This window comes from Streptomyces celluloflavus (assembly GCA_000720995.1).
GTDB classification, from domain to species: Bacteria; Actinomycetota; Actinomycetes; order Streptomycetales; family Streptomycetaceae; genus Streptomyces; species Streptomyces celluloflavus.
On the sequence record JOEL01000009.1, the window covers coordinates 87,492 to 103,764 of the forward strand.

The window sequence follows — 16,273 nt, forward strand, 5'->3', positions numbered from 1 at the left end:
TGCGTATACACCAGGGATACACCCACGACGTAAGGTGGTCGTCATGTCAATCGGTCATACGCTGCTGGGCCTCCTGGAGTCCGGTCCCCGCCATGGCTACGACCTCAAGCGGGCCTTCGACGAGCACTTCGGCCACGACCGCCCGCTGCACTACGGCCAGGTCTACTCCACGATGTCCCGGCTGCTGAAGCACGGTCTGGTCGAGGTGGACGGCGTGGAGGCCGGTGCGGGCCCGGAGCGCAAGCGGTACGCCATCACCGACGCCGGTGTCACCGATGTCGCGCAGTGGCTGGCCCGTCCCGAGAAGCCCGAGCCCTACCTCCAGTCGACGCTCTACACCAAGGTCGTCCTCGCCCTGCTGACCGGCCGGAACGCCGCCGAACTGCTGGACACCCAGCGCACCGAGCATCTGCGGCTGATGCGCGGGCTGACCGAACGCAAGCGCGGCGGCGACCTCGCCGACCAGCTGATCTGCGACCACGCGCTGTTCCACCTCGAAGCGGATCTGCGCTGGCTCGAACTGACCGCGGCCCGGCTGGACCGGCTCGCGGAGGCGGTCCGTACATGACCCCGGACGGATCCCTGCTCTCCGCCGAGGGACTGCACAAGACCTACGGGGCCACGCCCGCGCTGGACGGCGCCGACTTCTCCATCCACCCCGGGGAGGTCGTCGCCGTCATGGGCCCCTCCGGCTCCGGCAAATCGACCCTGCTGCACTGCCTCGCCGGAATCATCCAGCCGGACTCGGGGACCGTCCGCTACGGCCCCCACACGCTCACCGGCCTCACCGACGTCCAGCGCAGCGCCCTGCGCCGCAGCGACTTCGGCTTCGTCTTCCAGTTCGGCCAGCTGGTCCCCGAACTGACCTGCCTGGAGAACGTCGCGCTGCCGCTGCGGCTGAACGGCGTCAAGCGCAAGGACGCCGAGCGGCAGGCCCGCACCTGGCTGGAGCGGCTGGAGGTCGAGACCGTGGGGGGCCAGCGGCCCGGTGAGGTCTCCGGCGGCCAGGGCCAGCGGGTCGCCGTCGCCCGCGCACTGGCCACCGCGCCCCGGGTCGTCTTCGCCGACGAACCCACCGGCGCCCTCGACTCCCTCAACGGCGAACGCGTCATGAGCCTGCTGACCGACGCCGCCCGCGACACCAACGCCGCCGTCGTCCTGGTCACCCACGAAGCCCGGGTCGCCGCCTACTCCGACCGCGAGATCGTCGTCCGCGACGGCAGAGTGAAGGACATGCTGGCGGGCTTGATATGAGCCTGCTCCGCTCGCCGGCCGGCCGGGCCGGGCGGCGCAGCGGCGACCGTGGGCACACCCCGCCCGCCCGCCGGGACCCGCCCGCGCCGCTGCCCGCGACCGCGCGCACCGGCCCCGTCGGCTGGGCCCACGACCTCCTCCTGGGGATGCGGTTCGCGGCCGGCGGCGGCCGCGAGGGCTGGATCCGTACGGCGCTGACCGCCGTCGGCGTCGCCCTGGGCGTGGCCGTCCTGTTGCTCGGCACGTCCGTGCCGACCCTGATGGACTCCTGGCACGGCCGGGAGAAGGCGCGGGAGAACCTCGGCCAGCTCCACCCGCCGGCCCCCGCCGACGACACCATCCTCTACGCCTCGACCAACACCGTCTTCCACGGCGAGCAGATCCGCGGCCGCCTGATACGGCCGGACGGCGCACATCCCCCCGTACCCCCCGGTATCGACCGGCTTCCCGGCCCCGGCCGGATGATGGTCTCCCCCGCCCTCAAGGAACTGCTGGACGCCCCCGGGAGCGCGCTGCTGCGCGCGCGGCTGGACTACGAGGTGGCCGGCGTCATCCGCGCCGAGGGCCTGCGCGGTCCGGCCGAACTCACCTACTACGCGGGCAGCGCCACCCTCAACTCGCCCCGCGCCTACCGCATCGACCACTTCGGCAAGGAGTACGAGCCGCGGCCGATGCAGGCGCCCACCGTGCTCCTCGTGGTGATGACGTGTGTGGCGCTGCTGATGCCCGTCATGGTCTTCCTCGGCACCTCCGTGCGGTACGGCAACGAGCGCCGCGAACGCCGGCTGGCCGCGCTCCGGCTGGTCGGCGCCGATGTCCCCACCACCCGCCGGATCGCCTCCGGCGAGGCGCTGTTCGGTTCGCTGCTGGGGCTGGCCGGGGGCGCCGGGCTGTTCCTGGGCGGCCGGCAGTTCGCGTCGGTGGTCACCCTCTGGGATGTGAACGTCTTTCCCGCGGACATCGCCCCGAGCCCGCTCGCCGCGGCACTGATCGCCGTACTGGTGCCCGCGGTCTCCGTTGTCGTCACGCTCTTCGCGCAGCGCGGTATCACGGTCGAACCGCTGGGCGTGGTCCGCCACCGGCCGCCCGTCCGGCGGCGGCTGTGGTGGCGGGTGCTGCTGCCCCTCGTGGGCGCGCTGCTGCTCGTCCCGATGTCCGCCGAGCAGGCGTGGACCGACACCCCGCTGAACACCCTCCGGCTCACGGCCGGCTCGGTACTGCTGCTGTTCGGTGTCACCGCGCTGCTGCCGTGGCTGGTCGACGCGGTGGTCGGGCGGCTGCGCGGCGGCCCGGTGCCCTGGCAGCTGGCCACCCGCCGCCTCCAGTTGAACAGCGGTTCGGCCACCCGTGCGGTCAGCGGCATCACCGTCGCACTGGCCGGCGCCATCGCGATACAGATGCTGCTGACCGGCATGAAGACCGGTTACGCCGACGCCTACGCCCAGTCGGCGCGGGAGCGGCCGGACGCCGGCATCATGGGCTCGGTCGACAGCTGGCAGCAGGCCGAGCGGGCGCTCACCGCGCTGCGGGCCACGCCCGGGGTGACGGACGTCCGCGGCACGGTCGACGCGTCCTTCGGCGAACTGGGCCACGCCCGGCCCGACGACCGCTTCGGGTCACTCGCCATCGGCAGCTGTGCCGAACTGCGCAAGCTGGCCGCACTGCCCTCCTGCCGGGACGGCGATGTCTTCCGCACCGGCTTCGACGCCAAGGGCAAGAACTTCACGCCCGGTATGGCCATCGATCTGAACCCCCAGTTCATGGCGGACCTCCCGGCGTCCCCGCGCCCCTGGAAGATCCCCCCGGACATCCCCACCGCCCGGCTGCTGTCACCCGGATTCGGTCCGGGCAACCACTCGTACGACCTCCTGGCCACCCCGTCCGCCATCGATCTGGCCCGGTTCGACCACCCCTTCATGGATCTTGAGGTCAACTACGACCACGCCGACCCGGACACCGTGGAGCGCATCCGCAACAGCGCGGCGCGGGTCGATCCGACGATGTACGAGCACTCCGAGGTCGACAATCCGCACGACGCGCAGATCTCCGGCGTCCGCGACGGCCTGTTCTTCGGCTCGGTGGTCGTCCTGCTGCTGATCGGCGCGGGCCTGGTCATCTCCACCGTCGAGCAGCTCCACGAGCGCCGTCGGCTGCTCTCCGCCCTCGACGCGATCGGCACCCGTCGGGCGACGCTCGGCTGGTCCGTGCTGTGGCAGACGGCGATCCCCGTCGCGCTCGGCCTGGGCCTGGCGCTGGGCTGCGGTCTCGCGCTGGGGTCGCTGCTGCTGGCGATGATCGACAGCGCGGTCATGGTGGACTGGGCGGTGGTGGTGGGGATGACCGGCGTCGGCGGCGTGGTGATCCTCTTCGTCACCGCCCTCTCGCTGCCGCCCCTGTGGCGCATGATGCGGCCGGAGGGCCTACGGACCGAGTAGCCGCCGGCGGCACGAGACGGCGGCGGACGGTCCGTCCACGATCCGCACGGGCAGATGCCGCAGCGCCACCCGCAGCGCGGCCGCGAACTCCTCGAACTCGCGCTGCCGCGCCGACCCGCCGCGCATCGCCAGCGCGATCCGCCGGGAGGGCACCGGATCCGCGAAGTACCCCGTCGTCAGCTGGTCGTTACGGCCGGTCTCCACCCGCAGCGCGGTGCACGGCAGCAGCGTCACCCCCAGCCCGCCGGCCACCAGCTGCACCAGCGTCGACAGCCCCGCCGCGCTGGTCGTCACCGGGGCACCCACCTCCCGCCCGGCCTCGCGGCAGATGTCCAGCGCCTGGTCGCGCAGGCAGTGCCCCTCGTCGAGCAGCAGCAGATCCAGCTCCTTGAGCGCCTGCCGCGGGATGTCGTCGCGCCCGCCCAGCCAGTGGTCCTTGGGCGCGACCAGCACGAAGTCCTCGTCGAAGAGCGGGAGTTCGGTGATCTGCGGTACGCCGAGCGGCACCGCGAGCAGCAGCAGATCGAGCCGCCCGTGCGCCAGCCCGTCCAGCAGCGACGGGGTCTGCTCCTCATGGACCTGGAGGTCCAGCTCCGGATAGGTCTCCTGCACCAGCCGCAGCACGGTCGGCAGCAGATACGGCGCCACGGTCGGTATCACCCCGAACCGCAGCACCCCGGTGAACGGCGCCCGCGCCGCCTCCGCCTCCTCCATCAGCTCGCCGACCGCCTCCAGCACCGTACGGGCCCGCGCCGCCACCCGCTCCCCGGCCGGCGAGAGCAGCACCTTGCGCGTCGTACGCTCCAGCAGCTGCACACCGAGCGCCTCCTCCAGCGCCGAGACCGCCCCCGACAACGCGGGCTGACTCATCCCGATCTCGGCCGCCGCCTCCCGGAAATGCAACTGCTCCGCCACCGCGACGAACGCCCGCAACTGCGCCAGACTCGGCTGCCGCGCCCGCCCTCCGGACCCCACTGGAGAAGCCACTGATAACCACCTTCGATCAACTTCCCCCAGTCTAGCGGGTTCCGCTATCAATAGGCCGGGGAGCCGCCGGTGGCGGAACTTGATCAACTTCCGACTGTTCGGCGATTTCGATATGGACAATTCCATGCGACCGTCCGATGCGGCCGTCCGATGCGGTCATTTCGATGCGACCATTTCGGCGTCTCCACCCCGATACGGCCATCCCGATGCCGCTATCTCAATGCGGCCCTTCGAGCGCACAGCAAGAAATTCCGGACGGCACAGAAATACGGCCATCACCCGCCGCGCACCACTGGAGCAGCGGGCCCCCTCCCGCCCCACGCCGCCATCACGCCATGAGCGGCATGAACGCCATGAACTGCACGAACGCCGGCCCGCACACGATCGGGTGAACCACCCTCCCACGGCCGGACCGCCGGCAATTCCGGCCCCTAGCGTGCCGACATGGCCTCCATCTGCCCCAATTGCCACACCGCGGAAGCGATCGCCGTCCTCGAAAACGGCGACGGGATCAGCCTGTTCCCCTGCCTCTTCTGCACCCGCTACCCCCGCCAGACACCCCACGGCGGCACACGGGAATGCAGCGCGCCGTGCGCCACATCCCATTGCACGGGCTGGATCACGGACGTCTACTACTTCCGGACCGAAATCGCCGAACACGTCGAACGGCACCCGTGCAAGGCGTGCGGCAGCCCGAAAACAAAAGAGCCAGAAAGCACCTCGCCGAGGCGGCGGCAATTCACACCCGACCCTCGAAGGTGACGGACCGCGGAGTGACGCGCGGCGCAAGCGATCATAAAGAAATCAAGGGGAGCACCCTGTCTCCTCAGTCGCAGGCGCGAGCCTCCATGCCGAGTGTGACTCTGCGGAACACCAGCGGCGACCCGGTTCTGGTCACTGATGCCGGCTTCCAATTCAGTTCAGCGGAAGAGCTGACGTGCACCTCCGGAGCGGGGGGTGCCCAGCTCAGGGCACAGTACAACATCAAGGTCCCCATCCAGCACAGCAAATCCTTCACCGTTAAACGGAAGATGAAATACACCGTGCCGCCGCATCGTCAAGAGCGTGTGGCTTTCAGTGTCGACCCCGAATACGAATGGGAGGGGCAGCTACCGTATATCTATACGTTCACTGTCGTGCTACACGCTGACAACGAGGTCCGCCTCGACGTGCCAGAATCGACCGTGATCATTACACCTGATGGACTCAAGGCATACCTCGAAAATGCGCGCACCGCAACAGAGGGATCAGGAATTACGGACCCCGGCTGCATCCGGAAAGAGGCAAAAGCTGTCCAGAAAGTTGTGGCCGAGGCGAAACGGCCGTCGCCAGAGCTTCGAGAATTCAGCGCCGAACTCACCCGCATCGCGCAACGGCTCTGATCTCGGCTGGATGGGCCGGCACGAGCAACTGACTACCAGTCATCGGGGCCTCCGCCCTGCCATTCGAAGTAGTCACTGGGCCTTCCCGGACTTGCGGTCGGCCTTCGTGAAGGGCGCCATGGCTTCAAGCAGCTGGTCGTAGCTGTCCGGGCCGAGGTCGATCTCGTAATTCACGCCGTCAAGCGCAATCGTGTGGGTGGCGGCCTCCGAGGACTCTTCACCCGTGAGGTCATCGGTGTAGATGGTGACGATCTTCTGTGCCATGCCAGGAATGGTATGCATCCCTGGCAGCACTAATTCCTTGATCGATTATGGCTATACCGCAACAGGTGACGGCAGGGCCTTGACTCGCTCTCGGAACTCACGCACCGCTGGCTCGCTCTTAAACTTCCCGAGCTTGCCGGAGAACTCAGTCAGGCGCTCCAGCGCCCGCCCGGACGTGACTCGCTGTTCGAGGAGTTCGGCCCCTTCGTTGGCCGCGGCGAGGGCCCCGTCCAAGTTCTTATCCTCCAGGTATGCCTCGGCCAACCGGCCGGCCCGGACTGCCCGGTCACGGGGAACCGAGGCGTCGACCGAGGCGACGAGGAAGTCCGCTGCCTGGTCCGCGTGGCCGGCCCAAAGCATGATCTTTCCCCGGGTGGAGTTGATTTGCGACTCCTCAAACCACGCTAGCCAGTCGGGGAGTTCCCCACTGGAGCGGTCCCAGAGCTGCGTGGAGCGGTGAAGAGCGGACGCCGCCTGGCGGTGGTTTCCCTGTTGCGCCAGCGCGGCGGCCAGGTGCAGGTGGAGGTACGCCCTGCTGTGCGTGGGGATCGTCGTTCCACTGCTGTCGATGGCGGTGTTGAGGAGCTGCGCCCGTTCCTTGTTGTAGCCGCCGTCCGAAGCATGCACGCCCATCTCGGCGAGGACGAAGGCGCCGAGATCGCTATCCCCTGCCGTCCGTGCGGCTCGGAGTGCCGCCACGTAGTACTGCTGGCCTTGGGAGTGAAGGCCCGAGTCGTAGGCCATCCAGCCGGTCAGGTAGGAGACCTGGGCGGCGAGTGAGTGCAGTTGCTCCCCGACGGCATCGGTATAGCGCGCCTGTTTGATCACGGTCGTGATGAGGGCGAGGTCGCTGCGCGCGTGGTCGAGAAGGCGCGCCCCGCCCATCTGGGCGTCCAGGCTTCGCAACGTGGTGACGCGCTGTTCGAGAGTCGAGACCATTTCGTCCGTGACGCGATCCCCATCCGCTGCTGCGGCGAAGGCCGATGGGGCGGTGGCCCAGCTCGCTGCAAGCGTGGAGAGTGCGGCACCCGTGATCGTGAGAAATCCCCTGCGGTCCATGTATGCACTCCTGACCAGATCATCCAGTGCATCAACGGTACCGGCCAGCGTCCACGGACGTCGGAGGCCGACTACCTCCCAGACTGGCAACCAGGTCGGCCACAGCTCCGGCCGCGCGAGTTCCTGGGGCACCCCGAGCAGGTCAGCCAGGACGTACTGCGCATCGTCGTCCGGCCTCTGCCCCTGCTCCCACTTCCACACTGTTGTGCGATTCGTGGCCAGCGGAACGCCGAGCGCACCCCCATGAGTCTGCATCAGGTCTGCGAACTCGACCTTGCCCCAGCCGCGAAGCTCAATAAGGTAAGTGAGCGGATGTGTCAACGGGATGTCAAGCACGGCTGTCCTCCGGTCCCCTGACAGGTGTTCGAAACCCTACTTGCGTACCCAGGTCCAACGACCGGTCAGTACGAAGAGAAACCCCCTAGAAACCTTCCGTGACAGCGGTGTTCGCCGCAACCCTCTTGCTGTGTCGGTTCGCGGCCTCGCTACAGGTGCGGGCCGCCCTTCGCCGGCATCCGCCACCTGAGCAAGGAGGAGGTCACCGTGAGCGCTAAGGCGTCGATCCAGCCGTCACGGGGTGACTACGTGCGGGACGCCGAGACGGGCATGGTCGGCGTAGTCATGGACTTCACGATGGGCCAGTACTGGGTGCGTCCGATCGGGGGCGGCCGAGAGTGGACCGCCCGCCCGGCGGATCTTTGCGAGATCACTCAGGCCGAACTACTGAGTGCACGGGTCGCTGCCGCCAACAGACAGCGGAAAGCGTGCGGGAGGGCTTGAACTGTGACTCGCGTATTCCGATTCGCCACGTGGACCATCAAGCCGGACCCGCTGGTTCGAGCCTCCTGGGAAGCTGAGTGCATCTCCGGCGAGAGCGAGGTCTGCGGAGCGGAGTCCAGGGCGCTCGAAACTCCGGAGGCCGTGGACAAGTGGATGTGCGCGCACACCGCGGCGACCGGACACACTCGGTTCATCCGCATGTCCACCGACTACCTCCTCACCGAGCCTCCGGAAGGGAGCCTGGCGGCCGACCGCACCGCCCTCTTCCGAAAGCCTCAGCTTGAAGTCGTTGGGGGTGACGACGATGCAGGGTGACGGCTTCTGGTGCGAGGTCTCAGCCACCCCCGGAGACCACACTTAGGCAGCCTCGTACGATGGAGTCACACAAACACAGCTTGCCTAGAACTGTGCCAGCCATCGCGTCGCGAGCCGATCCACGCCCCTCCGGGCATTCAATTATTCATCAAGCCAATCCACCATCAAGGAATTCACCCTTACGGGATTTCCCTTTCCGGCTTCATCAGCCTATCACCTCTCGGGTCATTCGAATCCCTCCACCTTCCGGCTTCGAATTTCGCCTTTCCCGCTTGACGATGACCTAACTATAACGCACCCCGGTCACACTTGACAAACCCCAAAGCGAAACAGCGGAAAGCCCAGAAGCAGGCACCAGGGGGGCCTGAAATTGCGGCCTAGACAATGACCCCAGCCAGCATTCAAAAGCCGTCGGAAGGGCACACAAACCCCTTCAACGCCCCATCTCCATAGACACCAAAAGGGGCGTACTCTGAATCAACACACCCCGGCCATCTACCCCACAACCCAACCCCATCTATTTATCTAACATCACTTACTAACGCCCACTAAAAGCCCATGCAATTAGACCAGGTAATTAGATAACACAACAATGAGCAAAAGCAGGAATTAAATAGGTGAAACGTTAGCGGGGTAATGGTTATCTATCTCAGTCGGAACCGCCAGCCGAGGCCCGTCCTCGCCCTATGTACGCATCTGGTGATCAGCAGTGACGGCGCATTTACTCAATTTCGCGACTGATCTTACTGATTTAGGCGGCAGATTGAGTTAAGTCGGGGGCCGCCGATCAGCCAACTCCTGAGCTTCAATGGGATGATGCCGCCATGGCTTACAAGGATCGGCAAGGGCTTCCCATCGATGTGGCAGAGTGGGCGAGGCTTCGGCGGGACACGGCGTACTGCGTTGTCGACCAGGACAAGGTCGACAACGTCATGGTCCGGACAGTGTGGGAGGGGATTGAGGACGTAGTCGGAGGAGCGATGTTCGCTACCGGAATTTCTCGTGACGCCGGGAAGACCTGGCGTACGCTGCGTGAGGACGCGTTGGCGGAAGACGGGGCCCTGGTGCAGCACAGCGAGGTAGTTCAGATGGTCCGTAGAGGCGAAGCGTCTGGTATCTCGGCTCCTGCGACTGGTGCTGAGTAGGAAGTCGCTCCCACTGTCTTTCGTGCGGATTCTTCTCCCCTATCGCTGAGAGGGCCCCTCGCAGGAAGGGCCCTCTCTTTTGCTGCCTGCTGACTTCCTCAGTGCGCCTTGGCGTATGCCTCACGGATGTCGGCAGGGACGCGACCGCGGTCGTTGACCTCGTAGCCGGCCTGCTTCGCCCAGGCCCTGATGGCTGCCGTGTCCTCACTGCTCGCCGAAGCGCTGCGCGGCTTGCGACCCTTGCCCTTCTTGCGGCCGGCCTTTGTGAAGGGCGCCACGGCTTCGAGCAGCTGATCGTAGCTGTCCGGGCCGAGGTCGATCTCGTACGTCACACCGTCGAGGGAGAGGGTGTGTGTTGCGGCCTCCGAGGTCTCTTCGCCTGTGAGGTCGTCTGTGTAGATGGTGATTACCTTCTGTGCCATGCGAGAAGTGTACGTACGCGCTTGAGCCCGTTTGCGCCTAGAACAAGGCCCCGTAGCCCGAGGGACTACGGGACCCTCGACGTTTGGCGATCAGGGGTGCAGCTCTCCGCCCTTGACGCTGGACATGAACGCGGACCAGGCGGCCGGGGCGATCACGATCACCGGCCCTTCCGGGTCCTTGCTGTCACGGACTGGGACACCGATGGATGCTTGGGCGACTTCGACGCAATTTCCGCCGCCATTGCTGTAGCTGCTCTTGCGCCAGGCGGCGCCCTCCAGCTCCGACGCGGACACGCGGGGAGGGTGAATCTTCATGCGGTGATCTCTCTCGATAGTTGGTGCAGGACCGCCGGGGTTTCGTGAGGTGGCAAAGCCGCCGCCACCATGGCATCAAACATCCGTGAGAACCGGCCCACTTCTTTGGGCTTGTCCGTTACGGCGACGGTGAACCACGCGGTATCTGTCTGGACTGTGGCGGGCAGGCCGTCACCAAGGATCATGATCTGAACGTCATGGAACGCAACGTAACTGTGTATCTGCGGAAGAACTTGCAGCGTCACGTTCTCCAAGGCAGCGAACTCAGTCAGTGCCGCATACTGTTCACGCATGACGTCCGGACCCCCGACCGGGTAGCGCAGGGCAGGCTGATACAGGACCGCCCAGAACTTAACCGGCTCGTCATCACGCGTCAGTGCCTCCTTTCGCTTCACGCGAAGTTGAACACTCTGATCCACAAACTCCGTCGTTGTCTCGTCGATGGGCTTGTGTAGTTCGTGTACTGCCTGTGCGTACGCCTTCGTCTGGAGCAGGCCCGGCACAGCCGTGGGGTGAAAGGCCCTGATCTCCCGTGCTGCTGACTCAACGCCGAGGAACCTCGGCATGCCTGACAGCAGGTTGGTTCCGGTACCGGTCCACCATTCGCGGCTTGACGCCTCTCGCTGAAGTGCGACCCATCGGCCGACCTGCTCTGCATCAGTGACGCCGTAGCGCTTCAACAGGTCTCGCAGGTGTCCAGCCTGGCGGAAGGACTTCCATCCGGTCTCGACGCGCTGAAGCGTGCTCTCGTCGAAGGGCAGGCCCTTCACCGCCTCTGCGATGGTCAGTCCTGCCTCCCTACGTAGCTGCCGAAGCTCGTGACCGAGGCTGATGCGCCTAGCAGTTGGCTGCGGTCTTGCGGCCATGTGCCCTCCATTCTGGCGTACGTGCGCGCCGTTGCCTGCCTTGTGTTCAGACTTGCATGCGTTGGGCGTGCTTCGGGAGCCATGTGCGTGCCCTGGCATGTGCCGTTTTTCCTGCTGAGGCAGATTCTCAGCAGATTCTGTTGCGCTCAACTCTGCCACGAGCCACGGTTGTTGCACCCGGTTAACGACCGAAGGGCGAAGGAGGCGTTCAGTGCCGGAAGACAGCCAGCTGCGCAGCTGTGAGGCGCCGGCCAAGGAGGCTGAAGCAGCGCGTGCCCAGTTGGAAGCGGCGCTTCGGAGCGTCGGCATCATTCTGCCGTCGCTCAGCACCGACACGGGAGAATGTGTCGGCCGAACGATTGCGCTTGTGGACCTCGGCCGATGCAACGTCGCAACCGCGCGCCGCCTGGTGAGTGCCTTGAGTGAGGTGTCGCAACATGGTGCCTCCTAAAGATCCGACGCCCGGCGGAGGTACGGCACGCATCCGAGCGCGTAGTCCCATGGCAGCGCCCCAACGGGAAACCACCTACGCTTCCGTGTTCTACAAAGCGGAGGACGTTCCCATCCGGTCCGTCGTCTTTGACCAGGACTTCAGCGTGCCCGCGGTCGCTATCGCCGTGCAGGGATCGCACATTCTTCTTGGGCGTCCCTCCGGATGGCGGTGGCGCCGAAAGTACGTGCGTCTCAGGCCGGCGACCGACCACGAAAAGCGGCAGTTCGCCGCGATACAGAAACTGCACAAACAGGCAAGCGCGCACGCAGAGCCGCGCTAGCCCTTAGTCACCTCACGGTCGGTCGATCGGAATCCTGGCTGTGAGGTCCCCTTCCCCGGGGAGAGGTATAGGGGAAGGGAGGCCGTTCGGCTGGCGGTCCGAAGATTGTCCAGCCGAACGGCACCGGAAAAAGAAGTGTCTATGGGGGGGGACAACGGGGAGAGCCGGAAACCCACATAGCGTTAGGCACTGCAATGGCAGGAAAACAGGAAAAAGAAAAGGGAAGCGCCAAAGACCTGAGCGACAAGCTGAAGGAAGAGAAACGAAGGACGGACCACAAGATCCGCACCGGGGACTGCAAATGGGGGTAGCGGGAAAGCGGCGACGCGCACGACCCCGTCCCACGGGATGGAAATTCACCAGCGATGACGCATTCTGGGGCGGTATTTTGCTCCTCATCTCATGGGGCAGTGTCATCCTCCTGGCCATATCGATCGTCACAGGCCGCCTCCATCGGTAGTCAAAGAAGTACCCCTCTGTTTCTCATCATCTCCCGCCCCGTGTGTTCAGCCCATGAAGCTGGGGCGGGCCGGTCGCCCCAGCCACATTCACTCCTAATACCCCACGGATGATGAAGGCGCGGCTGGGGCGGCCACCACCCCGGCCCCGCCTCCCCGGATTGGGCAGCCGGTCGGGTCGGGGCCGACCGACCATGCACAGAAATGACCGGCACATGAGTAAATATCGAACTCGGGCAGTGCATGCAGCGGCCAAAGAAGCTGCACTCGTCGATAAAGAAGACATCTTTAAGCGCTTCAGTAATGGCGAGTCGATAGGAGATCTTGAACACAGCCTGGGAGTAACCTATGCGTGGATCCGGAAATTACTGACTGACTACGGTTTCACCCTTCGAGGCGGAAGCAATCAGGCCGCAGGCGCCATATCCCGTGCGACCTGCTTGGATTGCTTCACGCTCTGGAAAAGGCTAGACGAAGCTGTGCAGGCCGTTGATATGGAAGCCATGCTGCGGGCATCTGAGGTGCTGTACCTGCACGCCAATACGCAACACCGTTCACCGCCCGACTTCCGGAAGTGACCGTGTGGGCAAGAAAGGCGCGACCGTGCGCCATCTGACACGAATTGCTGTCTTCACGTTCGCCGTTGCTCTGATCTTCATCGCAGCACGTACCCGCTAACGCACTACGAAAGGCGGCGGGAAAGGTCGCCCGGATGCATGAACGCATTAACGGAAAGCTGACGCACGGTTAACTCACATTCTCCGCCCCCTTGTCGGATGCCCTTTCGGTCATCGCTGCTGAGAGATCCCGCCAAGGGGGCGGGCACCACCCGGCCGGCTGTCGGTTGTGACGGTCAGCGGCCGACCGGACATTACCCAGCTATTATCGAAAGGAGGTACCCGATGGAAGAGGACATCGCAATCCCGACCTAGCGCACCATTGACCGGCCGCCCGAACCAGGCAAAGAATGGGGCAGGGAACGACACTTCGATCCCTAGCGGCGGGCCCAAGCCCTTTGTGGGGTAAATATCCGGCACGCTTTCCCCTGAGTGGCGTCAAAGCACTACCGCAATTTCGCGCCAGCACTCGAAACGATCGAGAGGAGCACGATGAGCACCATCGAGCGAGCAGAACTGGGGAAGTTCTTCGCGGTGAGCATCCGGCAGTTCAATGCCGGGCACAGCGCACCGGAGATGTTCTCCACCGCCATCGACGCCGAATGGCACCGGCTGATGGAGACTCCCGAGTACGCCGAGTTCAGCGACCGGCACGCCGGGCAGATTCTCGGCCACACGAGCAACTGCGGTGCCGGCCGCATCTCCTGGATCAGCGCGTACGAGGAGATGTACGGCAGCCTCCCGGAGATCTGGTTCACCGACACGGATGGCAAGGTCGACGAGCAGGCGCTCGCCCGCTACCGGGAGACCGGCGTCGTGGTCGCCGAATGGGACTGCTCCCCTGCCCCTGACGGTGACGCCGTACCGGAGCCGAAGACGGCCACCATCCGGTGACCAGCCCACGCACAAACGGAGCGTCCCGGCCCACCGCCGGGGCGCTCCGCCTCGTTGAGGGACGGACGACCGACCCGAAGAGCACGGACATCAGCGGCTACCTCCAGCTCATGACGACCCACTGCCCCTACCTTGCGCCATCGATGAAGCACGGGCTGACGGGGTGGACCGTCTACAAGGCAGTGGGTGATGTGGAAGCCGTGGAGGCCGAGGTGTTCCATGCCGGGGTGCAAGCAGCCGAATGGGTACGCCCGCTGGCAGCCCGTCCCCACGGCGCGCTCGTGTGCGAGAACATCGTCATCCTGGGCGCGGCCTCGCTGGCATGGCCGCACTGGGCGCTGAAGAACCTGTACGGGCCGGTGGGCCTGATGGTCGGAAAATTCACTGCCGGAGAGGAGAGAACGGACGGGGACGGCCGCAGTATTTTCGCGCCGCCCGTCTCGTTCCTCCCGGTACGCGTCGCCGTGCGGCCCCGCGATCCGCGGTTCCTCACCGCGACACCGGATCTGGCTGCCGCCGTGGCGGTCGCGGTCGACGATGGGCGGGATGTCTTCGGACAGCTCCCGCACGAGTGGAAGGCAGTGCGCGCATGGGCGCAGGAACTCCTGAAATGACGGCACCTCCCCAGGAAGCGACAGCCCACTTGGAGGAGCGCTTCGGCACCCCCCTCACCACTGACCTGATCAGCGACCGGCGCGGCTCCCTCGCCTGGAAGGTGACCACCCCGAGCATCTGCATGGCACTGAAAACCAACGCTCCGGATAGCGGCACCGCGCAGGACAAGGCCGCAGAAATCGCGCGGGAGGATGCCGTCCTCACGTGCCTCACCGAGCAGGGCGCCATCGCCCCCTCCTACAGGGTCGACGCAGGTCCGTGGGACAACGGATGGTGGCTTACCGTGCAGTGGGTCGATGGCAAACCCCTCTGGCGCGCTCTCACACAGGCCCGCCAGCACGACACTCCGCACGCTCGACGACTCCTGCTGAACGTGGCCCGTACGTGGGCTCAGCGTCTTGTTCCTCTCCACCAGGCCGGATGGGCACACGCAGACGTGCAACCCACCAACACCCTCATCGCAGAAGATCGAACGCACCTCATCGACTTCGCCCTGGCGTGTGGCCCGGACCAGGAGGCCGCACGTCCGCCCTACCGGGGAGCCCTCACCCACACCACCGCACCGGAAGTTGCGGATGCCCTTCTGTCCACCCCCGACGACACCCACGTTCAAGCACAGCCGCCGGCCGACATCTGGGGTCTGGCCGCGTCGCTCTTCTGGTGCTGGACCGGCCGCCGTCCAGTGGCATACGAAGACGAATCCGACAGGACGTCCAAACTCCAGGCCATCGCCAAAGGCCGGACACTCCCTCTCACCGCCCTTCGCCCCTGGCTCTTTCCCGCGCTTGAAGAACTGATCAACGCATCCATGGCTCCCGAACCGCAAGCACGCCCCTCCGCCGCCGAACTGGTCGCCGCGCTCACTCCCGCCGGGATCGCACGATGATCTCGATCCGTGAACTCACGATGGACGACGCCCCCGCCGTACAACGTATCTACAGCGGCGCATCAGTCCGCTTCACCCGCCAACTGGACCAGGCCGGCGCCACAGCTTGGATAGCCGAAGCTCTCGCCGCCGCCCATGCCGTGCCACGTGACCGCTGGTGCTTCGGCATCACAGTCACAGATGACCTGATCGGCGTGATCAAGATCCGATGCCGCACCAGGAAATACGCCACCGTCAGCTACATCCTCAGAGAAGACTCATGGGGCCGCGGCTACGCCACTCACGCCGTGGCCGAAGTCCTGCGATTTGCCTTCACCACCGCCGGCCTGGACGCCGTCGGCGCCCGGCATCACCCCGACAACCCCGCCTCCGGACGAGTCCTGCTCAAAAACGGCTTCGACTACAGGGGCAACACCCCCAACGGATACGCCCTGTACGAGATCCACAAGCCGTTTGGCGGAGGCTCCTGACCCTCTGACGAATAATCGAATGGTGCCGGTGTTTCCCCGTCTTCACCTTCTTTTACTCGGCGGTCCTGGGCAGGGGCAGACGGCCTGGCCCCGAACGCTACGGCCTGACGATCGACACCGAGGGGACTCACACCCTGTGGTTCGGCTCCCCCACAGGAACGTCCTGGCCTCTCGCCGCCCCCACTGACCATTCCCCGCAGGGCTAACGTTGCAAATGACCAGTGCGACGGCCCCGCAGACTCCGCCCGATTTTACTGATCTTAAGGCGCGACTGATAGCCATAACCAATCAACCCCAGCCCATCTGGCTATTTCCGTGATCAATGACTCCTGTGGC

At 65.6% G+C, this 16,273-nt stretch carries 18 protein-coding genes; 12 read left to right on the forward strand and 6 right to left on the reverse strand.

Annotated features, from left to right (window positions below):
* The first annotated feature begins 43 nt into the window (after nt 1–43).
* The 3 genes from IH09_RS10455 to IH09_RS10465 are packed head-to-tail and all read left to right on the forward strand — an operon-like array spanning nt 44 to nt 3,689.
* Nucleotides 44–568 (forward strand): PadR family transcriptional regulator, encoded by a 525-nt coding sequence (locus tag IH09_RS10455; RefSeq protein WP_052855862.1) that lies wholly within the window; start codon nt 44–46, stop codon nt 566–568.
* Nucleotides 565–1,254 (forward strand): ABC transporter ATP-binding protein, encoded by a 690-nt coding sequence (locus tag IH09_RS10460; RefSeq protein ID WP_052855863.1) that lies wholly within the window; start codon nt 565–567, stop codon nt 1,252–1,254. The genes IH09_RS10455 and IH09_RS10460 overlap by 4 nt, the downstream gene beginning before the upstream one ends.
* Entirely contained in the window at nt 1,251–3,689 is a 2,439-nt protein-coding gene (locus IH09_RS10465) for an FtsX-like permease family protein (RefSeq protein WP_052855864.1), read from the forward strand. Before IH09_RS10460 ends, IH09_RS10465 begins: the two co-directional genes overlap by 4 nt.
* Here IH09_RS10465 and IH09_RS10470 read toward each other — a convergent pair.
* Nucleotides 3,675–4,676 (reverse strand): hydrogen peroxide-inducible genes activator, encoded by a 1,002-nt coding sequence (locus tag IH09_RS10470; RefSeq protein WP_242641023.1) that lies wholly within the window; start codon nt 4,674–4,676, stop codon nt 3,675–3,677. The two genes, IH09_RS10465 and IH09_RS10470, sit on opposite strands and share 15 nt — an antisense overlap.
* A 683-nt stretch (nt 4,677–5,359) precedes the next feature.
* Here IH09_RS10470 and IH09_RS38920 point away from each other — a divergent pair.
* Entirely contained in the window at nt 5,360–6,058 is a 699-nt protein-coding gene (locus tag IH09_RS38920; RefSeq protein ID WP_190233251.1) for a hypothetical protein, read from the forward strand.
* A 72-nt stretch (nt 6,059–6,130) separates the two neighbouring features.
* Here IH09_RS38920 and IH09_RS10475 read toward each other — a convergent pair whose 3' ends face one another.
* Together IH09_RS10475 and IH09_RS10480 are read right to left on the reverse strand one after the other, a co-directional pair.
* On the reverse strand, nt 6,131–6,322 hold the full coding sequence (locus IH09_RS10475; protein WP_110952194.1) for an Lsr2 dimerization domain-containing protein: 192 nt from the start codon (nt 6,320–6,322) through the stop codon (nt 6,131–6,133).
* Between the two features lie 51 nt (nt 6,323–6,373).
* Nucleotides 6,374–7,717: a hypothetical protein gene (locus tag IH09_RS10480; protein ID WP_052855866.1), complete on the reverse strand. Its 1,344-nt coding sequence runs from the start codon at nt 7,715–7,717 to the stop codon at nt 6,374–6,376.
* A 447-nt stretch (nt 7,718–8,164) separates the two neighbouring features.
* On the opposite strand from IH09_RS10480, the gene IH09_RS40825 reads away from it, so the two are divergent.
* Nucleotides 8,165–8,476 carry a DUF7848 domain-containing protein gene (locus IH09_RS40825; protein ID WP_052855868.1) on the forward strand — a complete coding sequence of 104 codons (312 nt, stop codon included), beginning with the start codon at nt 8,165–8,167 and terminating at the stop codon, nt 8,474–8,476.
* An 824-nt stretch (nt 8,477–9,300) separates the two neighbouring features.
* Entirely contained in the window at nt 9,301–9,621 is a 321-nt protein-coding gene (locus tag IH09_RS10495; protein WP_052855869.1) for a hypothetical protein, read from the forward strand.
* A 98-nt stretch (nt 9,622–9,719) separates the two neighbouring features.
* Here the strand turns inward: IH09_RS10495 and IH09_RS10500 are convergent, their stop codons facing one another.
* The 3 genes from IH09_RS10500 to IH09_RS10510 form a co-directional block, all read right to left on the reverse strand.
* Nucleotides 9,720–10,043, reverse strand: coding sequence for a histone-like nucleoid-structuring protein Lsr2 (locus IH09_RS10500; protein ID WP_052855870.1), 324 nt, complete (start codon nt 10,041–10,043; stop codon nt 9,720–9,722).
* A 90-nt stretch (nt 10,044–10,133) separates the two neighbouring features.
* On the reverse strand, nt 10,134–10,337 hold the full coding sequence (locus IH09_RS10505) for a DUF397 domain-containing protein (protein WP_318279421.1): 204 nt from the start codon (nt 10,335–10,337) through the stop codon (nt 10,134–10,136).
* Between the two features lie 17 nt (nt 10,338–10,354).
* Entirely contained in the window at nt 10,355–11,224 is an 870-nt protein-coding gene (locus IH09_RS10510) for a helix-turn-helix domain-containing protein (protein ID WP_110952195.1), read from the reverse strand.
* A gap of 211 nt (nt 11,225–11,435) precedes the next feature.
* Between IH09_RS10510 and IH09_RS36915 the strand changes: the two genes are divergently transcribed.
* From IH09_RS36915 to IH09_RS10535, 6 genes are all read left to right on the forward strand, one after another.
* Nucleotides 11,436–11,675 (forward strand): hypothetical protein, encoded by a 240-nt coding sequence (locus IH09_RS36915; RefSeq protein WP_318279422.1) that lies wholly within the window; start codon nt 11,436–11,438, stop codon nt 11,673–11,675.
* A 995-nt stretch (nt 11,676–12,670) separates the two neighbouring features.
* Entirely contained in the window at nt 12,671–13,033 is a 363-nt protein-coding gene (locus IH09_RS38925) for a helix-turn-helix domain-containing protein (RefSeq protein WP_190233252.1), read from the forward strand.
* Between the two features lie 531 nt (nt 13,034–13,564).
* Nucleotides 13,565–13,966, forward strand: coding sequence for a hypothetical protein (locus tag IH09_RS10520; RefSeq protein ID WP_052855873.1), 402 nt, complete (start codon nt 13,565–13,567; stop codon nt 13,964–13,966).
* A 110-nt stretch (nt 13,967–14,076) separates the two neighbouring features.
* A complete protein-coding gene (locus tag IH09_RS10525) occupies nt 14,077–14,580 on the forward strand; it encodes a hypothetical protein (RefSeq protein ID WP_205379899.1) in 504 nt (167 codons plus the stop codon).
* A 29-nt stretch (nt 14,581–14,609) separates the two neighbouring features.
* Complete coding sequence (locus tag IH09_RS10530; RefSeq protein WP_240150865.1) at nt 14,610–15,467, forward strand: protein kinase domain-containing protein; 858 nt, start codon at nt 14,610–14,612, stop codon at nt 15,465–15,467.
* On the forward strand, nt 15,464–15,937 hold the full coding sequence (locus IH09_RS10535) for a GNAT family N-acetyltransferase (protein WP_052855876.1): 474 nt from the start codon (nt 15,464–15,466) through the stop codon (nt 15,935–15,937). Before IH09_RS10530 ends, IH09_RS10535 begins: the two co-directional genes overlap by 4 nt.
* Nucleotides 15,938–16,273: the final 336 nt, after the last annotated feature.